Raw genomic sequence first — 20,550 nt, forward strand, 5'->3', positions numbered from 1 at the left:
CTCACTTAAACAACAGTTTTTGAACCGCTATTTTCAGCATATGAAACAAACGTTTAAATTTCAATAGAAAATTATTTTGAAAACGCTTTTCTTCATAATTTCTTTCAAAATAGAAAAAGACAGAGATTGCTCTGTCTTTTCAAAAGCTCATGTTGCCTTTATAACATATTTAGACAGCATCCACAAGTTAAATGAAACTGAAACTGTGTAGCCTGCATATGTTGAGATAATAAAACTGGTGTAGTCAAAGTACGGCAATAATATAATATTTAGTACAATCTTTATTATAATTCCTAAGGTTAAACCTAGAACTGTTTTTTTTTGCTGATCAATCCCTTGTAACATCGCAGCAGTAACTGTAAACAATGAAAATAATATACACGCTGGTGCATAGTACCGTAAAATAACACTTCCTAAACTTGGATCATTTCCTACTCCAAATAAAAGAGTGTATATAGGTTGGGCTAATATAATCATTCCAATTGCTGCGGGAATTGTAATCCCTACAACAAGTAAATTCGTTTTCGTGAAATGCTTATATAATAATTGTTCATTTCCAACTGTATAAGCTTTCGTCATTTCAGGAACGAGAGACATACTAAAAGCTGTTGCAACGGATACAGGAATAAGTACAACCATTTGGACAAGCCCAATTATTGCATTTATTTTTTCTGCTTCACCTTGTACGTAACCTATCTCTATTAAAAGTTTATTGATTGTAAATGTATCAATTGTTTGATACAACGGAATCGCTAACCCAACAGCAACAAATGGAATTGAATACGTAAATAGCTCTTTGTATAAAGCAAAAAAGGACTTCGTTGTCTGTGGGATACTGGCAATCTCTTTCCGTTTTAAATATTTCCGCCTTCTCATATAAAAACCTATCAAAACAGTCAATCCTGCCGCTGCCCCCATAAATGCACCAAAAGTTGAAACTCCAACCGCTAACGAAACAGACGCTTTCAAAATATGCAAAACAACAAAGCTTCCTATTAAGATTGTTAAGACACGAAAAAACTGTTCCACAACTACACTAGATGCTGACGGTCCCATAGATTGAAATCCTTGAAAAAAGCCGCGCAATAAACTCATTACTGGTACAATCAATAATGCAAAACTAACAATTCGAATATTATACGTCACAGCAGTCATACTATTACCAGTTTGATCACTTCCATCGATCACTAGCTTTGCAAGATATGGAGCTAACATATAAAGAACTAGAAATGAAACAATTCCCATAAAAACCATAAAAAACATTCCACTTTTTAGCACCCGTTTTACTGTATGATAATCATTTAACTCATCGTATTTTGAAACCATTTTAGAAACAGCAAGTGGCAATCCCATCGTTGCAATGCTCAGCATAATTGTATATGGCCGATATGCATATGTATATAATATGTATCCACTAGTACCAACCATCGCTGTAAATGGGATAACATATATAAATCCAAGCATTTTAGATATCATCGTTGCCATCGTTAAAAATAATGTTCCACGTAAAAACGGTGATCCTTTCATTTCATTCCCCCGCTACGCTTTATTACTACACATTATGGACAACTTCTTTATTTTAGAACTGAAACGTATAAAAAAAGCCAATGAAATCATTGGCTTTAACGAACTGTTTTTCTTTTTTTCAATACCTTTAAACCGAAATAAAGAGCAATAAAGAGCACTGCCCCAATAATTATGTAATGCGTATAATCAGCTGCATATTCTTTAATATGCCGCCAATTCCCACCTAGTTTTTCTCCTAAATAAATAAAGAGAATTGACCATGGAATAATCGCAACTACTGTATATAGTGTAAAAAGTTTTAAAGGCATTTTCGCTAATCCTGCTGGTATTGAAATCGCATGGCGTACAATTGGGATGAAACGAGCAGAGAAGATTACCCCCGCACCATAACGTTTAAACCAACTTTCGGCTACATCTAAATGATGCTTGTTAATCAATAAATATTTACCATATTTTTCAACTACCGGACGCCCTCCGTAATATCCTAACCAGTATAAAAAGATTTGTGCTAATGTACCGCCAATTGTACCGGCGATTACTGCCCCAATAAAACTTATTTTATCTTGCGCAACTAAAAAACCAGCATAAGAAAGGACAATCTCACTCGGAATAATTTCAATCATTAGCCCTAAAGCAACTCCAAAGTATCCTAAACTTGCGAAAAATTGCAATAACTGCTCTATTAAATTTGCTAACATTTGCTTTTCTATCTCCTTTTCTGCTTACATACCTTCTTATTATCCCACAAAGATTTATGCATGCCAATATATTCCTCATTCTTTACCCAAAATATGTACAATTCATTATAAATATACCAGGCAAGAATAGAAAGAAAAAGAGATTTATACGCTGTGAATGATCCCTGGACTATGACCTGCATGTGCTTGAGGAAGGGGACTTCTGTTGGAGTACTGTTAAACTATCTTTATTCTTATCTTTACATATTTTCTTAATCAAGTAAGGAGCTTTTATTCCTATCTTTCATACAGGCAAACATCTCTCTAATTTGCCACTCTGTATTTCTAGCAGTCGATAACTCTGGGATTTCTTTTTCACCAAAAAAGGTCACTTCTTCTGTTTCAATACTTGTTTGTTTTTCGCCCCCAACAATTTCACAACCAATAAATATTTTATATACATGCATTGCTGATGGTGATGGATAATGTTTTTCTTTATCAAATACTGCTAATAATCGAAAATGATCAACTTTATAACCCGTTTCCTCCCACACTTCTTTTGCTGCCACTTCTGTTGGCGTATAGCCAACATCTGCCCAGCCACCTGGAAGAGCCCATTTCCCGTCACTTTTTTCTTTCACAAATAATAATTTTCCATCCTGATACACGACAGCCCGAATATCTACTTTTGGTGTTTGATAACCCATTTCATTGGCAAATAATCTCTCTACCACTTCCCAATCTGTCTTCGTATAATGAGACATCATCGTAACTGAAAGATCACGTAATTGCCCGAAACGTTCCATATCATACACATCTTTTGAATACGTTAAACCAGCCTGAGCAATGGCTTGTATTTGTTTTACCCAATCGATCCATTTCACTTCCATATTCTCACCATCCTCAAAATATACGGTTTTAACTTTTGTTTACAGCACCTAAACAAATCGTAACTTATTCACATGAAATTTAAAAGGGAATCAATTGTTTTCATAAAGATCTAAGCATTCATACTTTTTATCTAAAAGGAAAGATTAAATCTATTATAAATGAAAAAGAGATTGACTAGGTATCAATCTCTTTTTCATTTATAATAGTTCATGTAAATACTTGTGTACATATTGACTCCTATTATTTATATATCGAAAGATAATATCTGGTTCTTGATCAAAAATATCTATTTTCTCTTTCATATAGGGATCCTGAATCAAGTAAGGACGAATTGCTTCACACATTCTCTCTACTTTCGGTTTTATAAACGAAACTGTAAATTTCTCTTCCAAAATTTCTTCAAGAATGCTACGGTATTGCTTTCGAAATACCGGTATATCGAGAATTCTAGCACTCAACGTATTATATCCTTGAATTCGGATATACTCATGGTTTAGCCGCCTTCCTTCTACATCACGGCCCCATGTCGCATCATAATCCCACGGTATCACTTCAAATAAATTCGTTTCATCATTATGATACAGTGCATAGTTATGAACAAATCCGTCAAAGTTTTGAGTCAAAATAACACCTGCTAGCCACCGCAAATATTTGTCAACATCAAGGTAATTTATAATTTCTTTTTCATATTTTTCTCGTGATAGTACATTTGCCTGATAAACGAATTCACTAAGCTGTTCTTCACTATGTTCATTCGCACATTTAAACTCATAGCCTGCAGATAGGTTTGTTTTAACATCTTGATCACGCTCACTTATTAAAGAAAAATTCGCATCATCATCAATCGCATAATAAATTGACCCACTCGGTAATTTACGGCTTTTCAAAAAGTTTTCATCAACAGATTCTAATTGTAAATATACACCTTGAATTTGACCATTAATCTTGATAAAAACATGCTGGGATTTTGGCGAAAGTACACCAATATCACTAAAAAAGTCAAGCGATAATTTATTTCTTATAAGTGATGGATCCTTAAACTCAGAATTCAAATGAAACTCTTTCACCCCTTGAAATTGTTTCGGCTTATAGAACATAACATGATATGATTTTTTATCAAATTCTCGAATATGTGCTCCCCGGTATACAATGTCAATATCATACTTTCTTTTCCCATATGTTAATTTAGCAGGCACTGGACTATCAGACCAAATGTCCTTCTTTAATTCAACAAGATACATCGGATGAATAAAAAAATCATAAGAAGGCAACATTCTTCCCCCATCCCTTCTTTTTTTCTCCATTTAATGTATGCTTATTACTTTGTCCATGTCCATATATCCGCTATATGCCTATTTCTATTAAAATCTAAACTCCTGCCTCATGCAGAAGAGATTCTCTCTTCATATCATGATTAATGTAAAAGGAATACCTGTTCATTTTATTTAGAGATAAGGGGGATTTCTATGAAACGCGATATTCAAAAAGCTGTTGAAGAAATCAAAAGTGCAGGGATGGAAGAGTTTTTACATCAAGATCCAAGTACTTTTGATTGTGACGATGATCATTTTTCTGGCCACAAATGTACAACAGGCCGTAAGCATACGACATGTCGTAAACACACAAAATGCCGTAAGCATACAACATGTCGTAAACACACAAAATGTCGTAAACGCACAACAGGCCGTAAACGCACAACAGGCCGTAAACGCACAACAGGCCGTAAACACACAACAGGCCGTAAACACACAACATGCCGTAAACGCACAACAGGCCGTAAACGCATAACATGGCGTAAACACACAACATGCCGTAAACACACAACATGGCGTAAACACACAACATGGCGTAAACACACAACATGGCGTAAACACATAACATGTCGTAAACGCACAACAGGCCGTAAACGTACAACAGGCCGTAAACGTACAACAGGCTGTAAAAAAAGAAAAAAATGCGATCACTTCTGGTTTAGAAAACGTAATTGCTAATTCTTTATCCCTTATTGTTAACAGTAAACGTAAAAAGATCGCTCTATTGCGGTCTTTTTATACTTGCTGAAAATGACTTATATCGGCAAACTGTTTAACACTAGCCTCTTTCCCTTCAAATTCAATGATACTTAAGCTCGCACTATGCATAAATGGATCATCCCACACTCTTTCAACAGAAAGACCAGTAAAATGTCCCACAAGTAATTTTGCAGCTGCTGCATGAGATACGATTAAAATACTTTCCCCTTTATGTTTTTCTAAAAGAAGGTTTACTCCTTCTATCACCCGACTATGCACATCATAGAAATTTTCGCCTGATGTCGAACAAAAACGATGTGGCTCATTCCAAAACGTATGTACTTCCTCTGGGTACTGCGCTTCCAAATCCACAAGCATTTGCCCTTCCCAGATCCCCATATTAATCTCATAAAAGTTCTCATCAGCTATAATTGGAATATTCCGCTCTCCTTTTATTAACTCTGCCGTATGCATTGTTCTCCCGCTTGGACTACTATATATCGCATGAAGTGGTATATCCTTTATATGATCCCCTAACTGCTTTGCCTGTAATATCCCTTTTTCGGTTAAATTAGAATTTTTTCTCCCTTGCATACGCTTTGCCACATTCCACTCTGTTTCTCCATGACGTGTTACATATAAAGTCGTTTTCATTCGTTTTCTTCCCCCTCATCAAATTGGTCGTAATTCCCATGGTTCCAATGTTCCTACAATACAATCGCTTTGTTTACTCTGAATTCCTGCTATAACTCCATCAGTAATCTCTTCATGAGTCAACCACCTTGAATGTTCACCTTGTAAAATAAACCCTAATAAAATTCTATGATAATTACAGAAAGCACTTCCTATTTTTTGACGTTCCAATCGAGATGCACTACTCCCTAATATATGAAACAAACTATAGGATTTAGAATGTAATTCAATTTCTTCACAAATTACTTGAAGCGCCTTTTTAGCAGTTGTATGTACCCAAGCTACGACTAATCTGATAGGTCCATTTTGTTTAATCGTATCTTTAATAGATTGTTTCAAAGCATCGCCATCGTGGTAATCAAGAGAAATACATGTAACATTTCTTGGAGCATTACATGTATTTTTTACATCTTCTAACCTATTCCTATCTCGTCCAATAACAGAAACATAAAGCCCTTGATTACAAAGCCAAACGGACACTTTCTTCAGCATCCCTGTCCCTCCAATAACGAGCGCATGCATGCTCTTCCCATCCCCCTTTATTTCATCAATAAAATTTCATATGTGGTTTTGCTTCCTTATAATACTTTAAGCGATCCTGCAGTGTACCTGAATGAAACTCAAACTTATGTCCATCTGGATCAATAAAATAAATAGACTGACAATCTCTTACATCACGTTCTCTTCCTTGTAAAATATGAACTTTATTCTCCTCTAATCGCTTTAATAGTCGACCAAAATCCTCTTGTTTAACAGAAAATGCAAGATGTGTATATGACTGATGAATTTCATTTCGTGCAATATCTGCTTCTTCATTGAGTGCCACCCACACTCCACATATATCAAAATATGCGAGTTTTCTTCCTTTTACTAATAACTTTCCCTCTAATACTGTTTCATAAAATTGAATAGATCTTTCTAAATCTGAAACCGAAAAACAAAGATGATTAAAGCCATTTATCAACATAAGTCCTCCTTACAAAATAAGAGATGAGCGAAAATTCGCGCATCTCTTATTATACTATTTTTTTGTAATATACGCCCATTTATAACTAAAATCGCCGCCGAATGTATGATTTGCAATTCCTTTTACATATGTTTTTTCTAAATATGCTGTACTTTGCTGATAAGTAGGTGAAATCGCTGCATCTTCTCCAATTAAGATTTTTTCAGCTTCTGCAAGTGCTTTCCAGCGTGCTGCATCATCTTTTAACAACTCACCTTTCGATTTAGCAACTAAGTCATCATATTTCGGATTTGAATACGCCATTTCATTAAATGTACTTCCTGTAATAAACATATCAATATATGTCATTGGATCTGGATAATCCGGGCCCCATGCTGATAGTGAAAACTCATATTGTAATTTCTTCTCTAAATCTAATTTCTGTTTATACGGTTGTTGTTTCAAATTCACTTTAATTCCAGGTAAATTTTTCTCAAGCTCTTCTTTAATAAAGTCGCCAACTTTTTTCCGGCTACCATTATCATCGTTTAGTAATTCTACCGTAATTGTATCTTGACCCAGTTCTTTTTTCGCTTCTTCCCATAACTTCTTCGCTTTTTCCGCATTGTCTTTATTATCACGGAAGTTTTTATTTACAGTACGAAAATCTTTTCCATCCGGACCTGTTGTGAATTTTTCTGGTACTAAGAAATATGCTGGTAATGAGCCATCATTTAAAATGACATTTGCAATACCTTTTTTATCATAAGCTAAATCAATTGCTTCACGCACTTTTTGATTTTTAAATGTTGCATTTTGTTGATTAAAACGTAAGAAATACATACGCGGATCTAGTTTCGTTTTGAATTCATCTGGCTTATTCTTTTTATATTTATCAACAAACTCTGAAGTTAAAATTACGCGGTCCGCTTGATCATTATCATATAGGTTCACACCTGTGCTCGTTTCTTTTACGACACCGACATTAATTTCTTCTAGTTTTACAGTATCTTTATCCCAATAATTTGGATTTTTCTTTAATTGATAGCTTTGCTCATGCTTCCATTCACTTAACGTAAATGGTCCATTGTATAAAATTTTATCAGCTTCTAATGCATACTTATCACCTTGTTTTTTTACAAACTTCTCATTTAAAGGGAAGAATGTTGGAAATGATGTAAGATCAAGAAAATATGGAGTTGGTTGTTCTAGTTCTACCACTAGTGTCTTATCATCCTTTGCTTTTACACCTAGCTGATCAAGTGGTAGCTCCCCCTTATTAACTTTTTGAGCATTTTTTACATCAAATAAAATAAATGCGTATTCAGCTGCTGTTGCTTTATCAAGCGCACGTTGCCAGCCATATACAAAATCTTGTGCACGAACTGGCTCACCATTCGACCACTTTGCATCTCGTAATTCAAAAGTATATGTTTTCTTATCTTCACTAATCTTCACATCTTTTGCCATACCTGGAGTTCGCTTATTATCTTTATCTAATCGATATAAACCCTCCATTGCATTTACAAATACTCGGAATGATACGGAATCTGTTGATTTTGATGTATCCATCGAAGGAATTTCTGCTGTTTCTAGTAAGTTTAGCACTTGTTTATCGGCCATCCCCTTACCTGTTTCTTTCTTCGTTGTCGATGCTTTCTCCCCATTCCCGCAACCTGCAACGAACATACTTGTTGATAATGCAAGTGCAGCAAGCGTTGAAACTTTTTTCTTCATTATTCCTTCCCCCAATCTGTATGTATACAATAAAGCATGTATAATATTATTATACAAAAAATTCTGATTATTTTAAATATTTTTCTTTCCTAAAATAAAAAAAGAAATGAATGTAAAAGCTGCTCCATCTGCTTTTACATTCATTTCTTATAACATTTCTTTTTTTTCATCTTTTTGTAATCCGTCATCCAACTCAAAAAGATCTTGCGTACGAAACACATCTTCCATCATTTTCAAAAACTCTTTTTCACCTTGGGGCTCACCGTTAACTGTAAGAGAATAGGGTTCAATTTCATGCAACCTGTAATCGACAACAAATTGAATGATAATTTTTTGTCTTGTCATACCATGATTGTATCCATGAAATTCTACTAATTCCAATCCATCTCCCCCGCGGTAATAAACCCAGGTTGGTTGCTTAAAATGCTGTTCAAAAGATTCCCCAATAGAAAAAAAAGGATACTCATAAAGGGAACTTGCTCGTACTTTTTGAATAACATCTTGATCTGTAGGAAAGAAAAAGTGACTCATGAATATACTAGCAGCTGTCAAAATTGTAACAATAGCCGCTCCCATTTTGCTTGTTCCTCCACTATCACGGATGAGATAACGCTCAACATCTCCATTCGTTACCCCTCTTGCTTTTATCCGGTATATTTTCCGCTCAGCAAATCGATAATATAACCCATTTGCAAAAATTCCGACCCCTATCATCATTAAAATGAGCAATAAAAAGGTAAGGGGAACCATGTTAATAATGGGGAGTGCTACATTGAATCCCATATAGTATGAAAATGCATCACAAGCTACTAATAAAATTACAAACAAACAAGCAGGTACGTAATATTTTCGATAACCAAACCATCCGACATTGAAAATAGCAGCCCATCCATTCCAGCTCCACCTTGCTATTCGTTTCTTTTCTTTGTCCCATTTTCTTTTATAATATGGATAATGCGCTCCCACATATTGTTCCATATTTTTTTCGATTGGTGAGGTCTCCTCTTTTGTTCCATTATGTAAAGTTTGCTGACAATCTTCACAATTAAATTGACCGTCAGGACAAGGATTCCCACAATTTATACAACGCAAAATAATCCCTCTTTCCCTGATTTATCCCCTACTTATACTTCTGTTGTCCAGCATACTAAAAAATTTAGCTATTTAACAAGATGATTCTTCCCCGCAAATAACAGGTTAAACCATTCGTATGAAACTCAGAAATACTTACTTTCTACTAGACTTTGTTATCCTCTAAGCAATGAAAACTACTATCTCCATTTGAAAAGAGTTTTATCTTATTGCAAAATCCCCTCATGTTTCAATAACCATTCTTTTCGCCATAGACCACCTGCATATCCAACTAACTTTCCACTTTTTCCAATTACACGATGACACGGAACAATAATAGAAATCGGATTGCGACTATTCGCTCCTCCTATCGCACGCACCGCCTTTGTGTTACCAACCTTTTCTGCAATATCCAGATAGGAAGCATTCACTCCATATGGAATCGTATAAAGTGCATCCCAAACACTCTTTTGAAATGGTGTTCCAACCGCTGACAGTGGTACTGTAAATTCAGTTCTCTTTCGATTAAAATATTCATCTAATTCAGCGAGGCACTGTTCTACAATTTGATTTTTATTCTCTTCTTTCCGTTCCTCTACAAAAATAACAGAAGTAATTCCTTCATCATTTGCAGTAATTTCAAGCAAACCTATTTCGCTTTCATAATAAGCTCGGTACATGCCCCTATCCCCCAATTTAATTTATTTCAATAATTGTAACATAAATGTACAAAATTTCGGGAATAAGCGTTTCATTATGGAAACAAAAATGATGATGATACAATAAAGGAAACTACAATAAGGGGGAATAGATATGGACTATCAGCTTTTTTCACCTTATACGATTAAAGATGTTACATTAAAAAATCGTATTGTTATGTCACCGATGTGTATGTACTCTTCAGAAAACGAAGATGGAAAAGTGACAAATTTCCATCATATCCATTATGCGTCTCGCGCAGCTGGTCAAGTAGGCCTTGTTATGCTTGAAGCTACAGCTGTTGTACCTGAAGGACGTATTTCTAATAAAGATTTAGGTATATGGAATAATGATCATATTCCAGGGTTACAAAAAACGGTGTCCCTCATCCATGAAAATGGGGCAAAAGCAGCTATTCAGTTAGCCCATGCTGGTCGAAAAGCTGAATTACATACAGACTCTGTAGCACCCTCGGCTATTGCATTTAATGATACAATGAAAACCCCAATAGAAATGAATAAACAGCTAATCAAAAAAACAATTTCTGCTTTTCAAGATGCCGCATGTCGTTCCAAACAAGCAGGATTCGATATTATTGAACTCCACGCGGCTCACGGCTATCTCATTAATGAATTTCTCTCTCCATTATCAAACAAACGAACTGATGAATATGGCGGATCACCTGAAAACCGTTACCGTTTCTTAAAAGAAATCATTGATGCTGTAAATGAAGTTTGGAATGGTCCTTTATTCGTTCGTATTTCTGCAAATGACTATCACCCTAAAGGATTAACAGTCCATGACTATGTTCAATTTGCAAAATGGATGAAAGAACAAGATGTAGATGTAATTGATTGTAGTTCTGGGGCAGTTATACCTGCACAAATCGACGTTTACCCTGGCTATCAAGTAGAGTATGCAAATCATATAAAAGGACAAGCACACATTGCGACAGGTGCAGTAGGATTGATTACAAGCGGGATACAAGCAGAAGAAATTTTAGCAAATAATGAAGCGGACTTAATCTTTATCGGTCGCGAGTTACTTCGCAATCCATATTTTCCAAGAACAGCAGCTAATGAACTTGGATTTGAATTACAAGAGCCCCACCAATATCAACGTGCTCGTGGTAAAACAGCCCCGACTCGCCGCTAATACACAATAATGAAAACGAGAAGGGCTCCCCTTCTCGTTTTCATTATTCCATCATTGTAATCTCTGTAGAATTATAAATATGGACACCAGATTCTTCACGTAGTGCCGCTAAGTACATCCCTTTTGCAACCTGCTCAGCTGTAATCGGCTTATACTTTTTTAAAGTACCATTAAATACAAATGGCAAAACACCAGATATCTTCTCAGCCATTCTTTCTCCAAAACGAAATTCTTCTCGATCTCCTAGCAATAGTGATGGTCTAAATATATGAATCCCACCGATCACTAACTTTTGAAGTTCCTCCTCCATCTTCCCTTTTACTTGTGAATAAAAGAAAAGTGATTTTGGATTAGCACCCATAGAAGAAATAACAAGAAAATTTTGTACACCTTGTTTTTCTGCTAAACAGGCCGCTCGTAATGTATATTCATAGTCTACTTTTTTAAAATTCGCTTTCGTTTTCGCTTTCTTAATTGTTGTCCCAAGACAGCTAAAAACATCATCAACAGCAAAAAATTCTTTATACTCTTCTAATATAGAAAAGTCAACTTGTTTCTGCTGTAACTTTTCATGTTCCCATTGCAGTGGCTTTCTTACAAAAACCATAACCGAATCATAGTAATCTGAGTCAAGTAATAGCTGCGTCACTTCTTGTCCAACTAAACCACTCGCACCGAGTACTAAGGCTGTTCTTTTATTCATTTATCTTTATACCTCTTTATCTAATTTTATACCGTCCAAACAGGCAGTACAAATCCTATTTCTAGGAGTTTCCTTTTTCTTATTCTATCATAAGTAAAGCACTATGCGTGATGCAAGTGCTTTACTTACTCTTCTCTCCTTTTTTCTCTGTTGGTAGCTTGGTTATTATCCTAGAGTCACCTAGATTACTTATTAATGTCTTGAGGAAAATCAAAACACATGTTAATGGCAAAACTACTGCTAGTATCAATAAGATTGCTTCCATTATGTAATCCAATTACTCATCCCCTTTTCATACCCTCTACCTCAATATATGAAAGGAGTGTTGTCACATATGCGACATTCATAAAAATTAATACTATTCTTTTTGACAACTTTATAACAAAATCAAATCGGAATGATTATTATTTATTGCAACTTTCGTAAAGATGTATTATACTAAGTTCGCAACTTAAAACGTAATTATTCCGTTTTATAACAAAAAGATATTTTTTCTCTTATTTTGGAGAAAATAAAATTGGAAAAGAAAGAAAAGAGGAGAATTACATGAAGAAAAGGTTAATGGTATTTTCTTTTATACTTATTTTTACATTAATTTTTGCTGGGTGTGCCAGCAAAAAAGACGGAACTGCAAAAAAAGATGGAAAACTTTCTGTATATACAACTATTTTTCCACTTGCTGATTTCGCTAAAAAAATCGGTGGTAACTATGTAAATGTTGAAACAATTTATCCACCTGGCGCTGACTCTCATACATATGAGCCAAGTCAAAAACAAACGGTACAAGTTGCGAAGGCAGACCTATTCGTATATAACGGCGCGGAATTAGAGCCGTTTGCAGAAAAAATGGAAAAAACATTAAAAAAAGAGAACGTAAAAGTTGTTAATGCATCTAAAGGTTTCGATCTTATCGCTTCATCAGAAGAAGAACATGAGCACGAGGAGGGTCATAAAGAAGAAGAAAGTCACCATCATGACAAAGACCCACACGTATGGCTTGATCCTACACTCGCGATGAAGCAGGCTGAAAAAATTAAAGATGCACTCGTAGAATTGCAACCAGATCATAAAAAAGAATTTGAGAAAAACTTCGCCGCCCTACAAACAAAGTTCACTGACTTAGATGATCACTTTAAATCTGTTGTTTCAGAGGCAAAAACGAAAGATATTTTAGTTTCTCACGCTGCATATGGATATTGGGAAAAACGCTATGGCTTAAAACAAATACCAGTTGCTGGCATCTCCGCTTCTGATGAACCATCACAAAAAGAACTTGCTAACATTACAAAAACAGCAAAAGAGCATGGTTTAAAATATATTTTATTTGAAACATTCTCTACTCCAAAAGTAGCAGAAGTTATTCAAAAAGAAACAGGAACGAAAATTTTACGTTTAAATCACCTTGCTACTATTTCTGAAGATGATGCAAAGAAAAATAAAGATTACTTCACATTAATGGAAGAAAACGTGAACACTTTAAAAGAAGCTACAAACTAAATTTATATTTCCTTTCAGACAGTTGAAACATATTCAACTGTCTTTTTTCATATTCAGCAGCTTGACTTCAACAAAATAACAAGTAAAATTATCCATATTAGTTTTAAAGATATACTATGTTATGAAAGCGAGTTGGAACTATGAATCTTCACATTTGTGAAGTAACAGCAAATAATTGGCGTTCAGTCGCTGCTTTAGACGTAGCAAAGGAGCAGCAGCAATTTATTGAAAGCAATGCATTTTCTTTAGCGGAATCCCTATATGAAGAAAACGGAACGTCAGTAGGCTTATATGATGGAGAAACACTTGTTGGCTACGCAATGTATGGTTGGTATTCAAAAAAAGATGATAGCGTATGGCTAGATCGTTTTATGATTGATTACCATTTTCAAGGAAATGGCTATGCGAAACGTTTTCTCCATCTGCTTATCCAGTATTTACAACAAAAATTTCAATGCAAAAAGATTTATTTAAGTTTTCATCCAGAAAACAAACTAGCAATGAAACTATATGAGTCTTTCGGTTTTCACTTAACTGGTGATATAGACGATGAAGGACCAGTTGTTGGTGTTGTAATGGAATTACGGATAAATGAAAGTATAAGCCTGTGAAAACAGGCTTTTTATTATTTTCTACTAATCTTTGTTTATTAATAGAAGAACAAGATGGTCATGTTTCCTATTCTACCTCCGCATCAAAAATATAATTGTTTCACTTTTTTTCATTAACTAAAGATGTAATGCTAAACATTTACCGTACAATAATGTCCTTTTTTCTACAAAGTAAACACTACTACTTTTAATAACTATACTCCAAAAGAATAAAAACAATCTTTCAGCGAAAATATATGTACATATATGCAAAATCAGTAGTAAATGGAGGGTTTGTTTTGAAAATATTCAAGTTCTTATTCGTAAGCCTTTCTGCTATTTTAATCATGCTTAGCAGTAATAGCTTCCATATCCCAGCAGAAGCTAAAATAGAGACAGATATTGATGTAATACGTCAAAAACCAATTACGTTTGTACTCGTTCACGGCGCTTGGGGAGATTCTAGCTATTGGGATAAAACAGCTAATGAGTTGAAACAAATGGGACATAAAGTATATACTCCTACCTTACCTGGGCATGGAAAAGATACGAATAAAGCTGTAAAACACACTGATTATGTCAAATCAGTAGTCAACTATGTGAAGGAAAGAAACATAACGGATTTTGTTCTTGTTGGTCATAGTTTTGGTGGTACTGTTATTTCAAAAGTTGCCGAACAAATTCCAGATCGAATCCACAGACTTGTCTTTATGAATGCATTTGTTCTAGCAAATGGAGAAAGTGCAGCTGATGAAATCCCAGCCGAAGGAAAAACGCTTTGGACCGAGCTTGCGAAAAAATCGAAAAATAATGCTATCCAATTGCCTTTTCCTATTTGGCGAGAAACCTTTATGAATAATGCTAATCTCGACTTAGCGAAAAAAATTTACGAAACTGTTACACCAGAACCAGCTGGACCACTTTTTGAAAAGCTGGACCTTACGAAATTTTATCAATTAAATATTCCAAAAAGTTATTTCTATTTAACTGAAGATATGGCAGTTCCACAAGGTAAAGATTCAGGATGGCACCCTCACATGTCAAATCGCCTTGGATTATTTCGTTTAGTAACTACACAAGGTGATCACATGACTATGTTTCATGCTAAACCAGCAATTGTCGCGAAGAAATTAGTTGAAGCCGGCAGAGATTAATAACAAAAATAAGCCTGCTAAATTAGCAGGCTTATTTTACGCACTCTTTAAAATGTTCTTGGAACCATTCTTTATTAATATCTTTTCCGATAAAGACCACTTCACTCACGCGCTCTTCTCCCTCTTGCCACTCTCTATCGTAAGAAGCAGCAAATAGTGTATGAACACCTTGAAAAACAATACGGCAATCTACTCCATCGATCGATAGAATTCCTTTATATCGATATAAATACTCTCCTAACTCTTGAACTACAGCTGACATCCATTCGTTTAACTTTTGCAAATCTAACGGCCGCTCTTCACGTAATACAAATGATTTTACACCTTCTAAATGATGATGCTCTTTATGTGGATAAATCTCTAATGTATCACGCGTTTTAAACGTTTGGATTTCTAACAAGACCGGTATATCTACTTCACAATTTGTCGTTGGGATTAATTTTGCTGTTGGATTAATCCCTTGTAATTCAGTAAGGAGTTCTTTCTCTTCTTCCTCTCCAACTAAATCTAATTTATTTACTAAAACCATATCTGCAAAAGCAATTTGTTCTTTCGCTTCTAGCCCTTTTTCAAAATGTTTATGTATATGATAACTATCTACCACTGTCACAACACCATTAATTTTGTATGCTGACTGAATAACTGGATCTAAAAAGAACGTTTGGATAATCGGCCCTGGGTTTGCAAGACCTGTCGTTTCAATCACTAGACCATCAAAATCCATTTTCCCTTCTGCTTTTACATCCAATAACTGTTTTAAAGCAACAAGTAAATCTTCACGCACTGTACAGCATAAACAGCCATTTGTCATTTCCATAATTTCTTCTTCTACATTCATAATTAATTGATTATCGATGCCAATTTGCCCTATTTCATTTACGATAACCGCTAATTTCTTTCCATGTTCTTCCGATAAAATACGATTTAATAATGTTGTTTTCCCCGATCCAAGAAAACCAGTTAAAATTGTTACTGGAATCATTTCGTACATCTCCTTATAGCTATATCTTCGTACATTATACCATACAGATAAAGTGAAACTTCCATCAGTAGGGTTTTTCTTCATCCCCCACCTATCTTCCTCGTTTCGCTCTTACTCTTGAGGTGGGGGCTTACTGCCCGTTAATGCGAGGTAAAATCGTTTTTTACAACAAAGACATATTCATTGTAAGTACAGTCCAATAACTATATAATAGTACCGAACAAGAAAGCCTTTTCAAAAATATCATCATTCATCAAGGGGGTCTACTCAAAATGGAACGAATTCAAATGGCTAATAACCTTGAATTCTCTCGTATCATTCAAGGATTTTGGCGTTTAGCAGAATGGAATATGCCAAAACAAGAATTACTTTCTTTTATCAAAAATTGTATGGAGATGGGGATTACAACTTTTGACCACGCCGATATTTATGGAGGATATACGTGTGAATCATTATTCGGGGAAGCATTACAATTACAGCCTTCTTTACGTGATAACATGCAAATTGTCACAAAATGTGGAATCGCTCCCTTATCTCCGAAGTTTCCAAAGCGATATGTCGCTCACTATAATACAAGTACGAAACATATTGTAAAAAGCGTGGAACAGTCACTACAAAACTTACATACTGATTATATTGATTTGTTACTGATTCATCGACCTGATCCATTTATGGACCCAAGTGAAGTGGCAGAAGCTTTCACACGTGTAAAACAAGAAGGAAAAGTCCGTCATTTCGGTGTATCTAACTTTTTACCGTCTCAATTTAATATGCTTAGCTCATACTTAGATTTCCCGCTCATCACAAACCAAATTGAAGTATCTGCGATGCAGCTTGAACATTTTGAAAAAGGTACAATCGACTTATGCCAAGAAAAAAGAATTAGCCCTATGATTTGGTCTCCTCTTGCTGGTGGAGAAATCTTTACAGGACAAAATGAACGTGCTGTACGCTTACGCAAAACTTTACAAAAAGTCGCAAATGAACTGAATGCTGATGGCATCGATATTGTCATGTATGCATGGCTACTTGCTCATCCAGCAAAAATGATGCCAATCGTTGGCTCTGGTAAATTAGATCGCGTGAAGTCAGCTATCGCTGCAACAAAACTTACATTAGATCGTCAGCAATGGTTTACCATCTTTGAAAGTTCGAATGGACATCCCGTACCTTAATGTGCTAGCACATTATAGTAGGTATTGAATACCCCACTCCTTTTTATGTTATAATTGCCACAAAAAGGATATCCATTAATGAATAACTCAAATAAAAATTACTCTTGGAAATTATTCGAAATTTGGTTATCTATTCCAAGAAGTGCACGACTTGCATTCTTATGGGCTATTATTTTAGGAGCTTCCTATTTAGGATGGGTAAAAATCATTAAACAGTTCTTATAATGACTAAAACTTAATTAATAATACAATTCAAAAAGAAGAGCTAATACATTATAGCTCTTCTTTTTCATACCTGTTTCTTGTCATCGCAAACACACATGTATCCCTGAGTCCCTTGCCATCTACTGCTACACTGCTGCTTTCTAAAATCCCTTCTAATTTAAAACCTAGCCTCTCAGGTATCGCTCTACTTTTTACATTTCGTAAATCACAGCGAATCTCTATCCTGTTTGCCTTTAACTCAGAAAAAGCATAATCCATAATACCTTGCGCAGCTTCTGTCATATAACCTTTTCCACCAAAGCGCGAATCTATCCAGTATCCAATTTCAAATCTTGGTATCTCCCAATTAATACGATGCAATCCAGCAGAAGCTACAAATTCGCCTGTGTCTTTTAAAAATACTAGTAATCTCAAATCTTCACGTTGTAAAAATTGAATATATGATCTTCTTATACTCGCTTCGATTTCTTCTTCTGTTTGTTCTTTTTGAGCAAAAGTCATCCAAGGTTTTAATTCTTCTAACGATGCATTGATAGCTTCATATACTGCCTTTCCATCCCCTGGCTTTGGCATTCGAATGAGAAGCCTGTCTGTGTAAAATTCAGAAGGAAAATCAAGTAATAATGGATTCATTACAAACACTCCCTATTGTTCTTTTATATATAATAACATTTAACACTATATATAAATACAAATTAAAAAACGGCATAAAGTCTTTCTTTTTCAGATGGAAGAGAGCATCCGACCATGCATAGAAGCGGTCAAATCCTTTTCCTGCCCCATGCCCAGTGAAAACAAAGAGAGAAAACAAGTGCAAGTCACTTTTTTCTCCGTAGCAGCGACTTATATAATAAATAACTTTTCTGAACTTCACTTATTTTCAAACCAAATTCATACATACCTATCTCTAATTATATTCGTCACGACACTTTCCTTCCTCTTACTATTAATACTCATACAATCAATTGATTCACCTCTACAGCTGTACGTATTCCAGACTCAATTGCGCCTTGTATCCACCCATGATAAAGTGTTGTATGGTCTCCTGCAAAATATATTTTCCCCTCGGGTTTTACAATAGCTGGCTGCAGTTCTGTTTCTTGACCCGCTTGAAAAATCGCAAACCCTCCTAATGCATACGGGTCCAGTGTCCAATTTTTTGCTACTCCTGACATAAATTCATCATATACTTGCCCACCTAATATAGTCGCTAAGTTTTGTAATGTATAATAAATACGATCACCTTTCGACAATCCATCCCATAATAATGCATCGTACGACCATGTATAGCTCCCAAGCATCATAGCCGGTCCCTTAGTCCCAATACCATGGCTTGGATAATACGCATAGCGAATTGGTAAATCTGTAATAATCCTCCCCCCTAATTGACCCTGTTCTTCCCAAAAGCGACTTTTAAATTGAATTCCTATTTTAGTAGCCGCCATATAATGTAGTTCACGAATTGCTCTCCACTTTTCATGTGATACAGAATCAAATGGATCAATTTCAACAAATCGCATTGTGGAAAATGGAATTGTAATAATAACTAAATCACCTGTTATACTGCTATATCCAAATGTCTCTTCATGTCTGCAATATGCTGTCACACCTTTATCATGTTGTTGAAGCTTCATTAATTTTTGATTGTAAATAATATCTCCCTTTAACTGAGGCAAAAAAGATTTTGGCAATTTATCATTGCCCCCACTAATTTCACAAAAACCACTTTCTTGCTGCAAAATATATATAAAACGTAACGTTTCAACAAATGATCTTTCTAAAAATCCTTCTAAATCTAAAAGTACACCAATCATCTCAATTGCTACTGGTGAAAAATACGTATTATATTGATAAGGATGATATTTTAAAAACTGTGCTGTTGAATACTTCCCAAAGTCTTTTTCAACAATTTCCCAATTTTTATCTGGATTTCTTTTAATGAAATCAATAATTGGCTGCACTGCTAACAATAATAATTCTTCAGATGTTTTTCCTTCTTCATTCATCACTACTGGATATCTTAAAATACTTGGATTTTTCTCGTATTGTTGTAATGTCGTTTTTCTACCATTCACATAAATAATATCCGTCTCATTTCGATTAATAAAGGGGGTCACTTGTAGCCCAAACTTTCTTATATAAGCCATCGTTAATGTATGTATATATGGAATGCGCATTGCTCCAACATCTAAATATAATCCGGTGTCTTCCATTCTAATAGTCTCAATTCGGCCTCCTATACGGTTATTCGCTTCTAAAATTTTTACATGATGTCCTGCGCTTTTAAGTAAGGATGCTGATACTAAACCAGCCATTCCAGCACCAATTACAATGATTTGTTTTGGCTCTACTGTTTTCGGTAATCCCTTATCAATAATTCCCACCATTTCATCAGTTGTGACATGGGATTGTGTATGCACTCGCATCATTCCACCCCTTACTTTGAAAATACAAAACAGTGATTCTCTGAATTGTATTCATGAGTATAGTAGAACAACACATTTTTCTGAATATTCACTAATAATTCACAGAGATTTGCTCTCATCATCCCTTTCTTATCATATAATGAAGATATAGATAGGAAATGTAAGGAAGGGATTGATAAATATGAAACGTACTTACGACTATCCTGAAACAAAAAAACATTTGGAATTGAAAAAACAACTACTATGCAAAAAATTATTGGATGTAAATTTAAGTGAAGATGATCGTAATCAAATTAAGATGGAAATCGATAACTACGAATATATTTTAACATTAGTGGAAATGAATCATTATGAACGTGGAATTTCTCATAACAAGCGGATGTGAAAGCA

22 protein-coding genes are annotated in these 20,550 nt (G+C 35.0%); 8 read left to right on the plus strand and 14 right to left on the minus strand.

Annotated features, from left to right (window positions below):
* Nucleotides 1-147 precede the first annotated feature (147 nt).
* From MHH71_RS05555 to cotH, 4 genes are all read right to left on the minus strand, one after another.
* On the minus strand, nt 148-1,527 hold the full coding sequence (locus tag MHH71_RS05555) for a putative polysaccharide biosynthesis protein (RefSeq protein WP_006094608.1): 1,380 nt from the start codon (nt 1,525-1,527) through the stop codon (nt 148-150).
* A gap of 95 nt (nt 1,528-1,622) precedes the next feature.
* Nucleotides 1,623-2,225, minus strand: coding sequence for a DedA family protein (locus MHH71_RS05560; RefSeq protein ID WP_003197119.1), 603 nt, complete (start codon nt 2,223-2,225; stop codon nt 1,623-1,625).
* Between the two features lie 251 nt (nt 2,226-2,476).
* Entirely contained in the window at nt 2,477-3,094 is a 618-nt protein-coding gene (locus MHH71_RS05565; protein ID WP_006094607.1) for an NUDIX hydrolase, read from the minus strand.
* Nucleotides 3,095-3,292: 198 nt separating this feature from the next.
* Entirely contained in the window at nt 3,293-4,369 is a 1,077-nt protein-coding gene (gene cotH / locus MHH71_RS05570; RefSeq protein WP_033798830.1) for a spore coat protein CotH, read from the minus strand.
* 192 nt (nt 4,370-4,561) lie between these two features.
* Between cotH and MHH71_RS05575 the strand changes: the two genes are divergently transcribed.
* Nucleotides 4,562-5,086: a CotG/ExsB N-terminal domain-containing protein gene (locus MHH71_RS05575; RefSeq protein ID WP_006094605.1), complete on the plus strand. Its 525-nt coding sequence runs from the start codon at nt 4,562-4,564 to the stop codon at nt 5,084-5,086.
* Nucleotides 5,087-5,143: 57 nt separating this feature from the next.
* Here MHH71_RS05575 and MHH71_RS05580 read toward each other — a convergent pair whose 3' ends face one another.
* The 6 genes from MHH71_RS05580 to MHH71_RS05605 all read right to left on the minus strand — a co-directional run bounded on the left by MHH71_RS05580 (nt 5,144) and on the right by MHH71_RS05605 (nt 10,234).
* Nucleotides 5,144-5,761, minus strand: a complete 618-nt coding sequence (locus tag MHH71_RS05580; RefSeq protein WP_003197111.1) for a phosphoserine phosphatase 1 — start codon at nt 5,759-5,761, stop codon at nt 5,144-5,146.
* Nucleotides 5,762-5,779: 18 nt separating this feature from the next.
* The gene (locus MHH71_RS05585) at nt 5,780-6,322 is read right to left on the minus strand and encodes a short-chain dehydrogenase (RefSeq protein WP_006094604.1); all 543 of its coding nucleotides are present in this window, start codon (nt 6,320-6,322) and stop codon (nt 5,780-5,782) included.
* A gap of 25 nt (nt 6,323-6,347) precedes the next feature.
* Entirely contained in the window at nt 6,348-6,764 is a 417-nt protein-coding gene (gene fosB / locus MHH71_RS05590) for a FosB/FosD family fosfomycin resistance bacillithiol transferase (protein WP_018765467.1), read from the minus strand.
* 57 nt (nt 6,765-6,821) lie between these two features.
* Complete coding sequence (locus MHH71_RS05595) at nt 6,822-8,483, minus strand: peptide ABC transporter substrate-binding protein (protein ID WP_006094603.1); 1,662 nt, start codon at nt 8,481-8,483, stop codon at nt 6,822-6,824.
* 147 nt (nt 8,484-8,630) lie between these two features.
* Nucleotides 8,631-9,575: a DUF2628 domain-containing protein gene (locus MHH71_RS05600; protein WP_006094602.1), complete on the minus strand. Its 945-nt coding sequence runs from the start codon at nt 9,573-9,575 to the stop codon at nt 8,631-8,633.
* 206 nt (nt 9,576-9,781) lie between these two features.
* Nucleotides 9,782-10,234: a methylated-DNA--[protein]-cysteine S-methyltransferase gene (locus MHH71_RS05605; protein ID WP_003197104.1), complete on the minus strand. Its 453-nt coding sequence runs from the start codon at nt 10,232-10,234 to the stop codon at nt 9,782-9,784.
* A gap of 133 nt (nt 10,235-10,367) precedes the next feature.
* Here MHH71_RS05605 and namA point away from each other — a divergent pair, with 133 nt between their 5' ends.
* Nucleotides 10,368-11,408, plus strand: coding sequence for an NADPH dehydrogenase NamA (namA, locus tag MHH71_RS05610; RefSeq protein ID WP_006094601.1), 1,041 nt, complete (start codon nt 10,368-10,370; stop codon nt 11,406-11,408).
* 43 nt (nt 11,409-11,451) lie between these two features.
* Here the strand turns inward: namA and MHH71_RS05615 are convergent, their stop codons facing one another.
* Nucleotides 11,452-12,111 (minus strand): oxidoreductase, encoded by a 660-nt coding sequence (locus MHH71_RS05615; RefSeq protein WP_003197100.1) that lies wholly within the window; start codon nt 12,109-12,111, stop codon nt 11,452-11,454.
* A gap of 546 nt (nt 12,112-12,657) precedes the next feature.
* Here MHH71_RS05615 and MHH71_RS05620 point away from each other — a divergent pair.
* The 3 genes from MHH71_RS05620 (at nt 12,658) to MHH71_RS05630 (ending at nt 15,352) form a co-directional block, all read left to right on the plus strand.
* Nucleotides 12,658-13,608 (plus strand): metal ABC transporter substrate-binding protein, encoded by a 951-nt coding sequence (locus tag MHH71_RS05620; protein WP_006094600.1) that lies wholly within the window; start codon nt 12,658-12,660, stop codon nt 13,606-13,608.
* A 140-nt stretch (nt 13,609-13,748) separates the two neighbouring features.
* The gene (locus MHH71_RS05625; RefSeq protein WP_006094599.1) at nt 13,749-14,219 is read left to right on the plus strand and encodes a GNAT family N-acetyltransferase; all 471 of its coding nucleotides are present in this window, start codon (nt 13,749-13,751) and stop codon (nt 14,217-14,219) included.
* A 278-nt stretch (nt 14,220-14,497) separates the two neighbouring features.
* Nucleotides 14,498-15,352 carry an alpha/beta hydrolase gene (locus MHH71_RS05630; RefSeq protein WP_018765465.1) on the plus strand — a complete coding sequence of 285 codons (855 nt, stop codon included), beginning with the start codon at nt 14,498-14,500 and terminating at the stop codon, nt 15,350-15,352.
* Nucleotides 15,353-15,383: 31 nt separating this feature from the next.
* On the opposite strand, the gene MHH71_RS05635 is transcribed toward MHH71_RS05630, so the two are convergent.
* A complete protein-coding gene (locus MHH71_RS05635) occupies nt 15,384-16,334 on the minus strand; it encodes a CobW family GTP-binding protein (RefSeq protein ID WP_018765464.1) in 951 nt (316 codons plus the stop codon).
* A 272-nt stretch (nt 16,335-16,606) separates the two neighbouring features.
* Between MHH71_RS05635 and MHH71_RS05640 the strand changes: the two genes are divergently transcribed.
* Together MHH71_RS05640 and MHH71_RS05645 are read left to right on the plus strand one after the other, a co-directional pair.
* The gene (locus MHH71_RS05640; protein WP_003197089.1) at nt 16,607-17,509 is read left to right on the plus strand and encodes an aldo/keto reductase; all 903 of its coding nucleotides are present in this window, start codon (nt 16,607-16,609) and stop codon (nt 17,507-17,509) included.
* Nucleotides 17,510-17,587: 78 nt separating this feature from the next.
* Nucleotides 17,588-17,734 carry a hypothetical protein gene (locus tag MHH71_RS05645; RefSeq protein WP_018765463.1) on the plus strand — a complete coding sequence of 49 codons (147 nt, stop codon included), beginning with the start codon at nt 17,588-17,590 and terminating at the stop codon, nt 17,732-17,734.
* 48 nt (nt 17,735-17,782) lie between these two features.
* On the opposite strand, the gene MHH71_RS05650 is transcribed toward MHH71_RS05645, so the two are convergent.
* Both MHH71_RS05650 and MHH71_RS05655 read right to left on the minus strand, forming a co-directional pair.
* Nucleotides 17,783-18,367 carry a GNAT family N-acetyltransferase gene (locus MHH71_RS05650; RefSeq protein WP_006094597.1) on the minus strand — a complete coding sequence of 195 codons (585 nt, stop codon included), beginning with the start codon at nt 18,365-18,367 and terminating at the stop codon, nt 17,783-17,785.
* Nucleotides 18,368-18,687: 320 nt separating this feature from the next.
* Entirely contained in the window at nt 18,688-20,160 is a 1,473-nt protein-coding gene (locus MHH71_RS05655; protein WP_018781331.1) for a flavin monoamine oxidase family protein, read from the minus strand.
* Between the two features lie 181 nt (nt 20,161-20,341).
* Between MHH71_RS05655 and MHH71_RS05660 the strand changes: the two genes are divergently transcribed.
* Entirely contained in the window at nt 20,342-20,545 is a 204-nt protein-coding gene (locus MHH71_RS05660; RefSeq protein ID WP_003197079.1) for a DUF3896 family protein, read from the plus strand.
* Nucleotides 20,546-20,550: the final 5 nt, after the last annotated feature.

This window comes from Bacillus sp. FSL H8-0534, assembly GCF_038005885.1.
Classification (GTDB): Bacteria; Bacillota; Bacilli; order Bacillales; family Bacillaceae_G; genus Bacillus_A; species Bacillus_A pseudomycoides.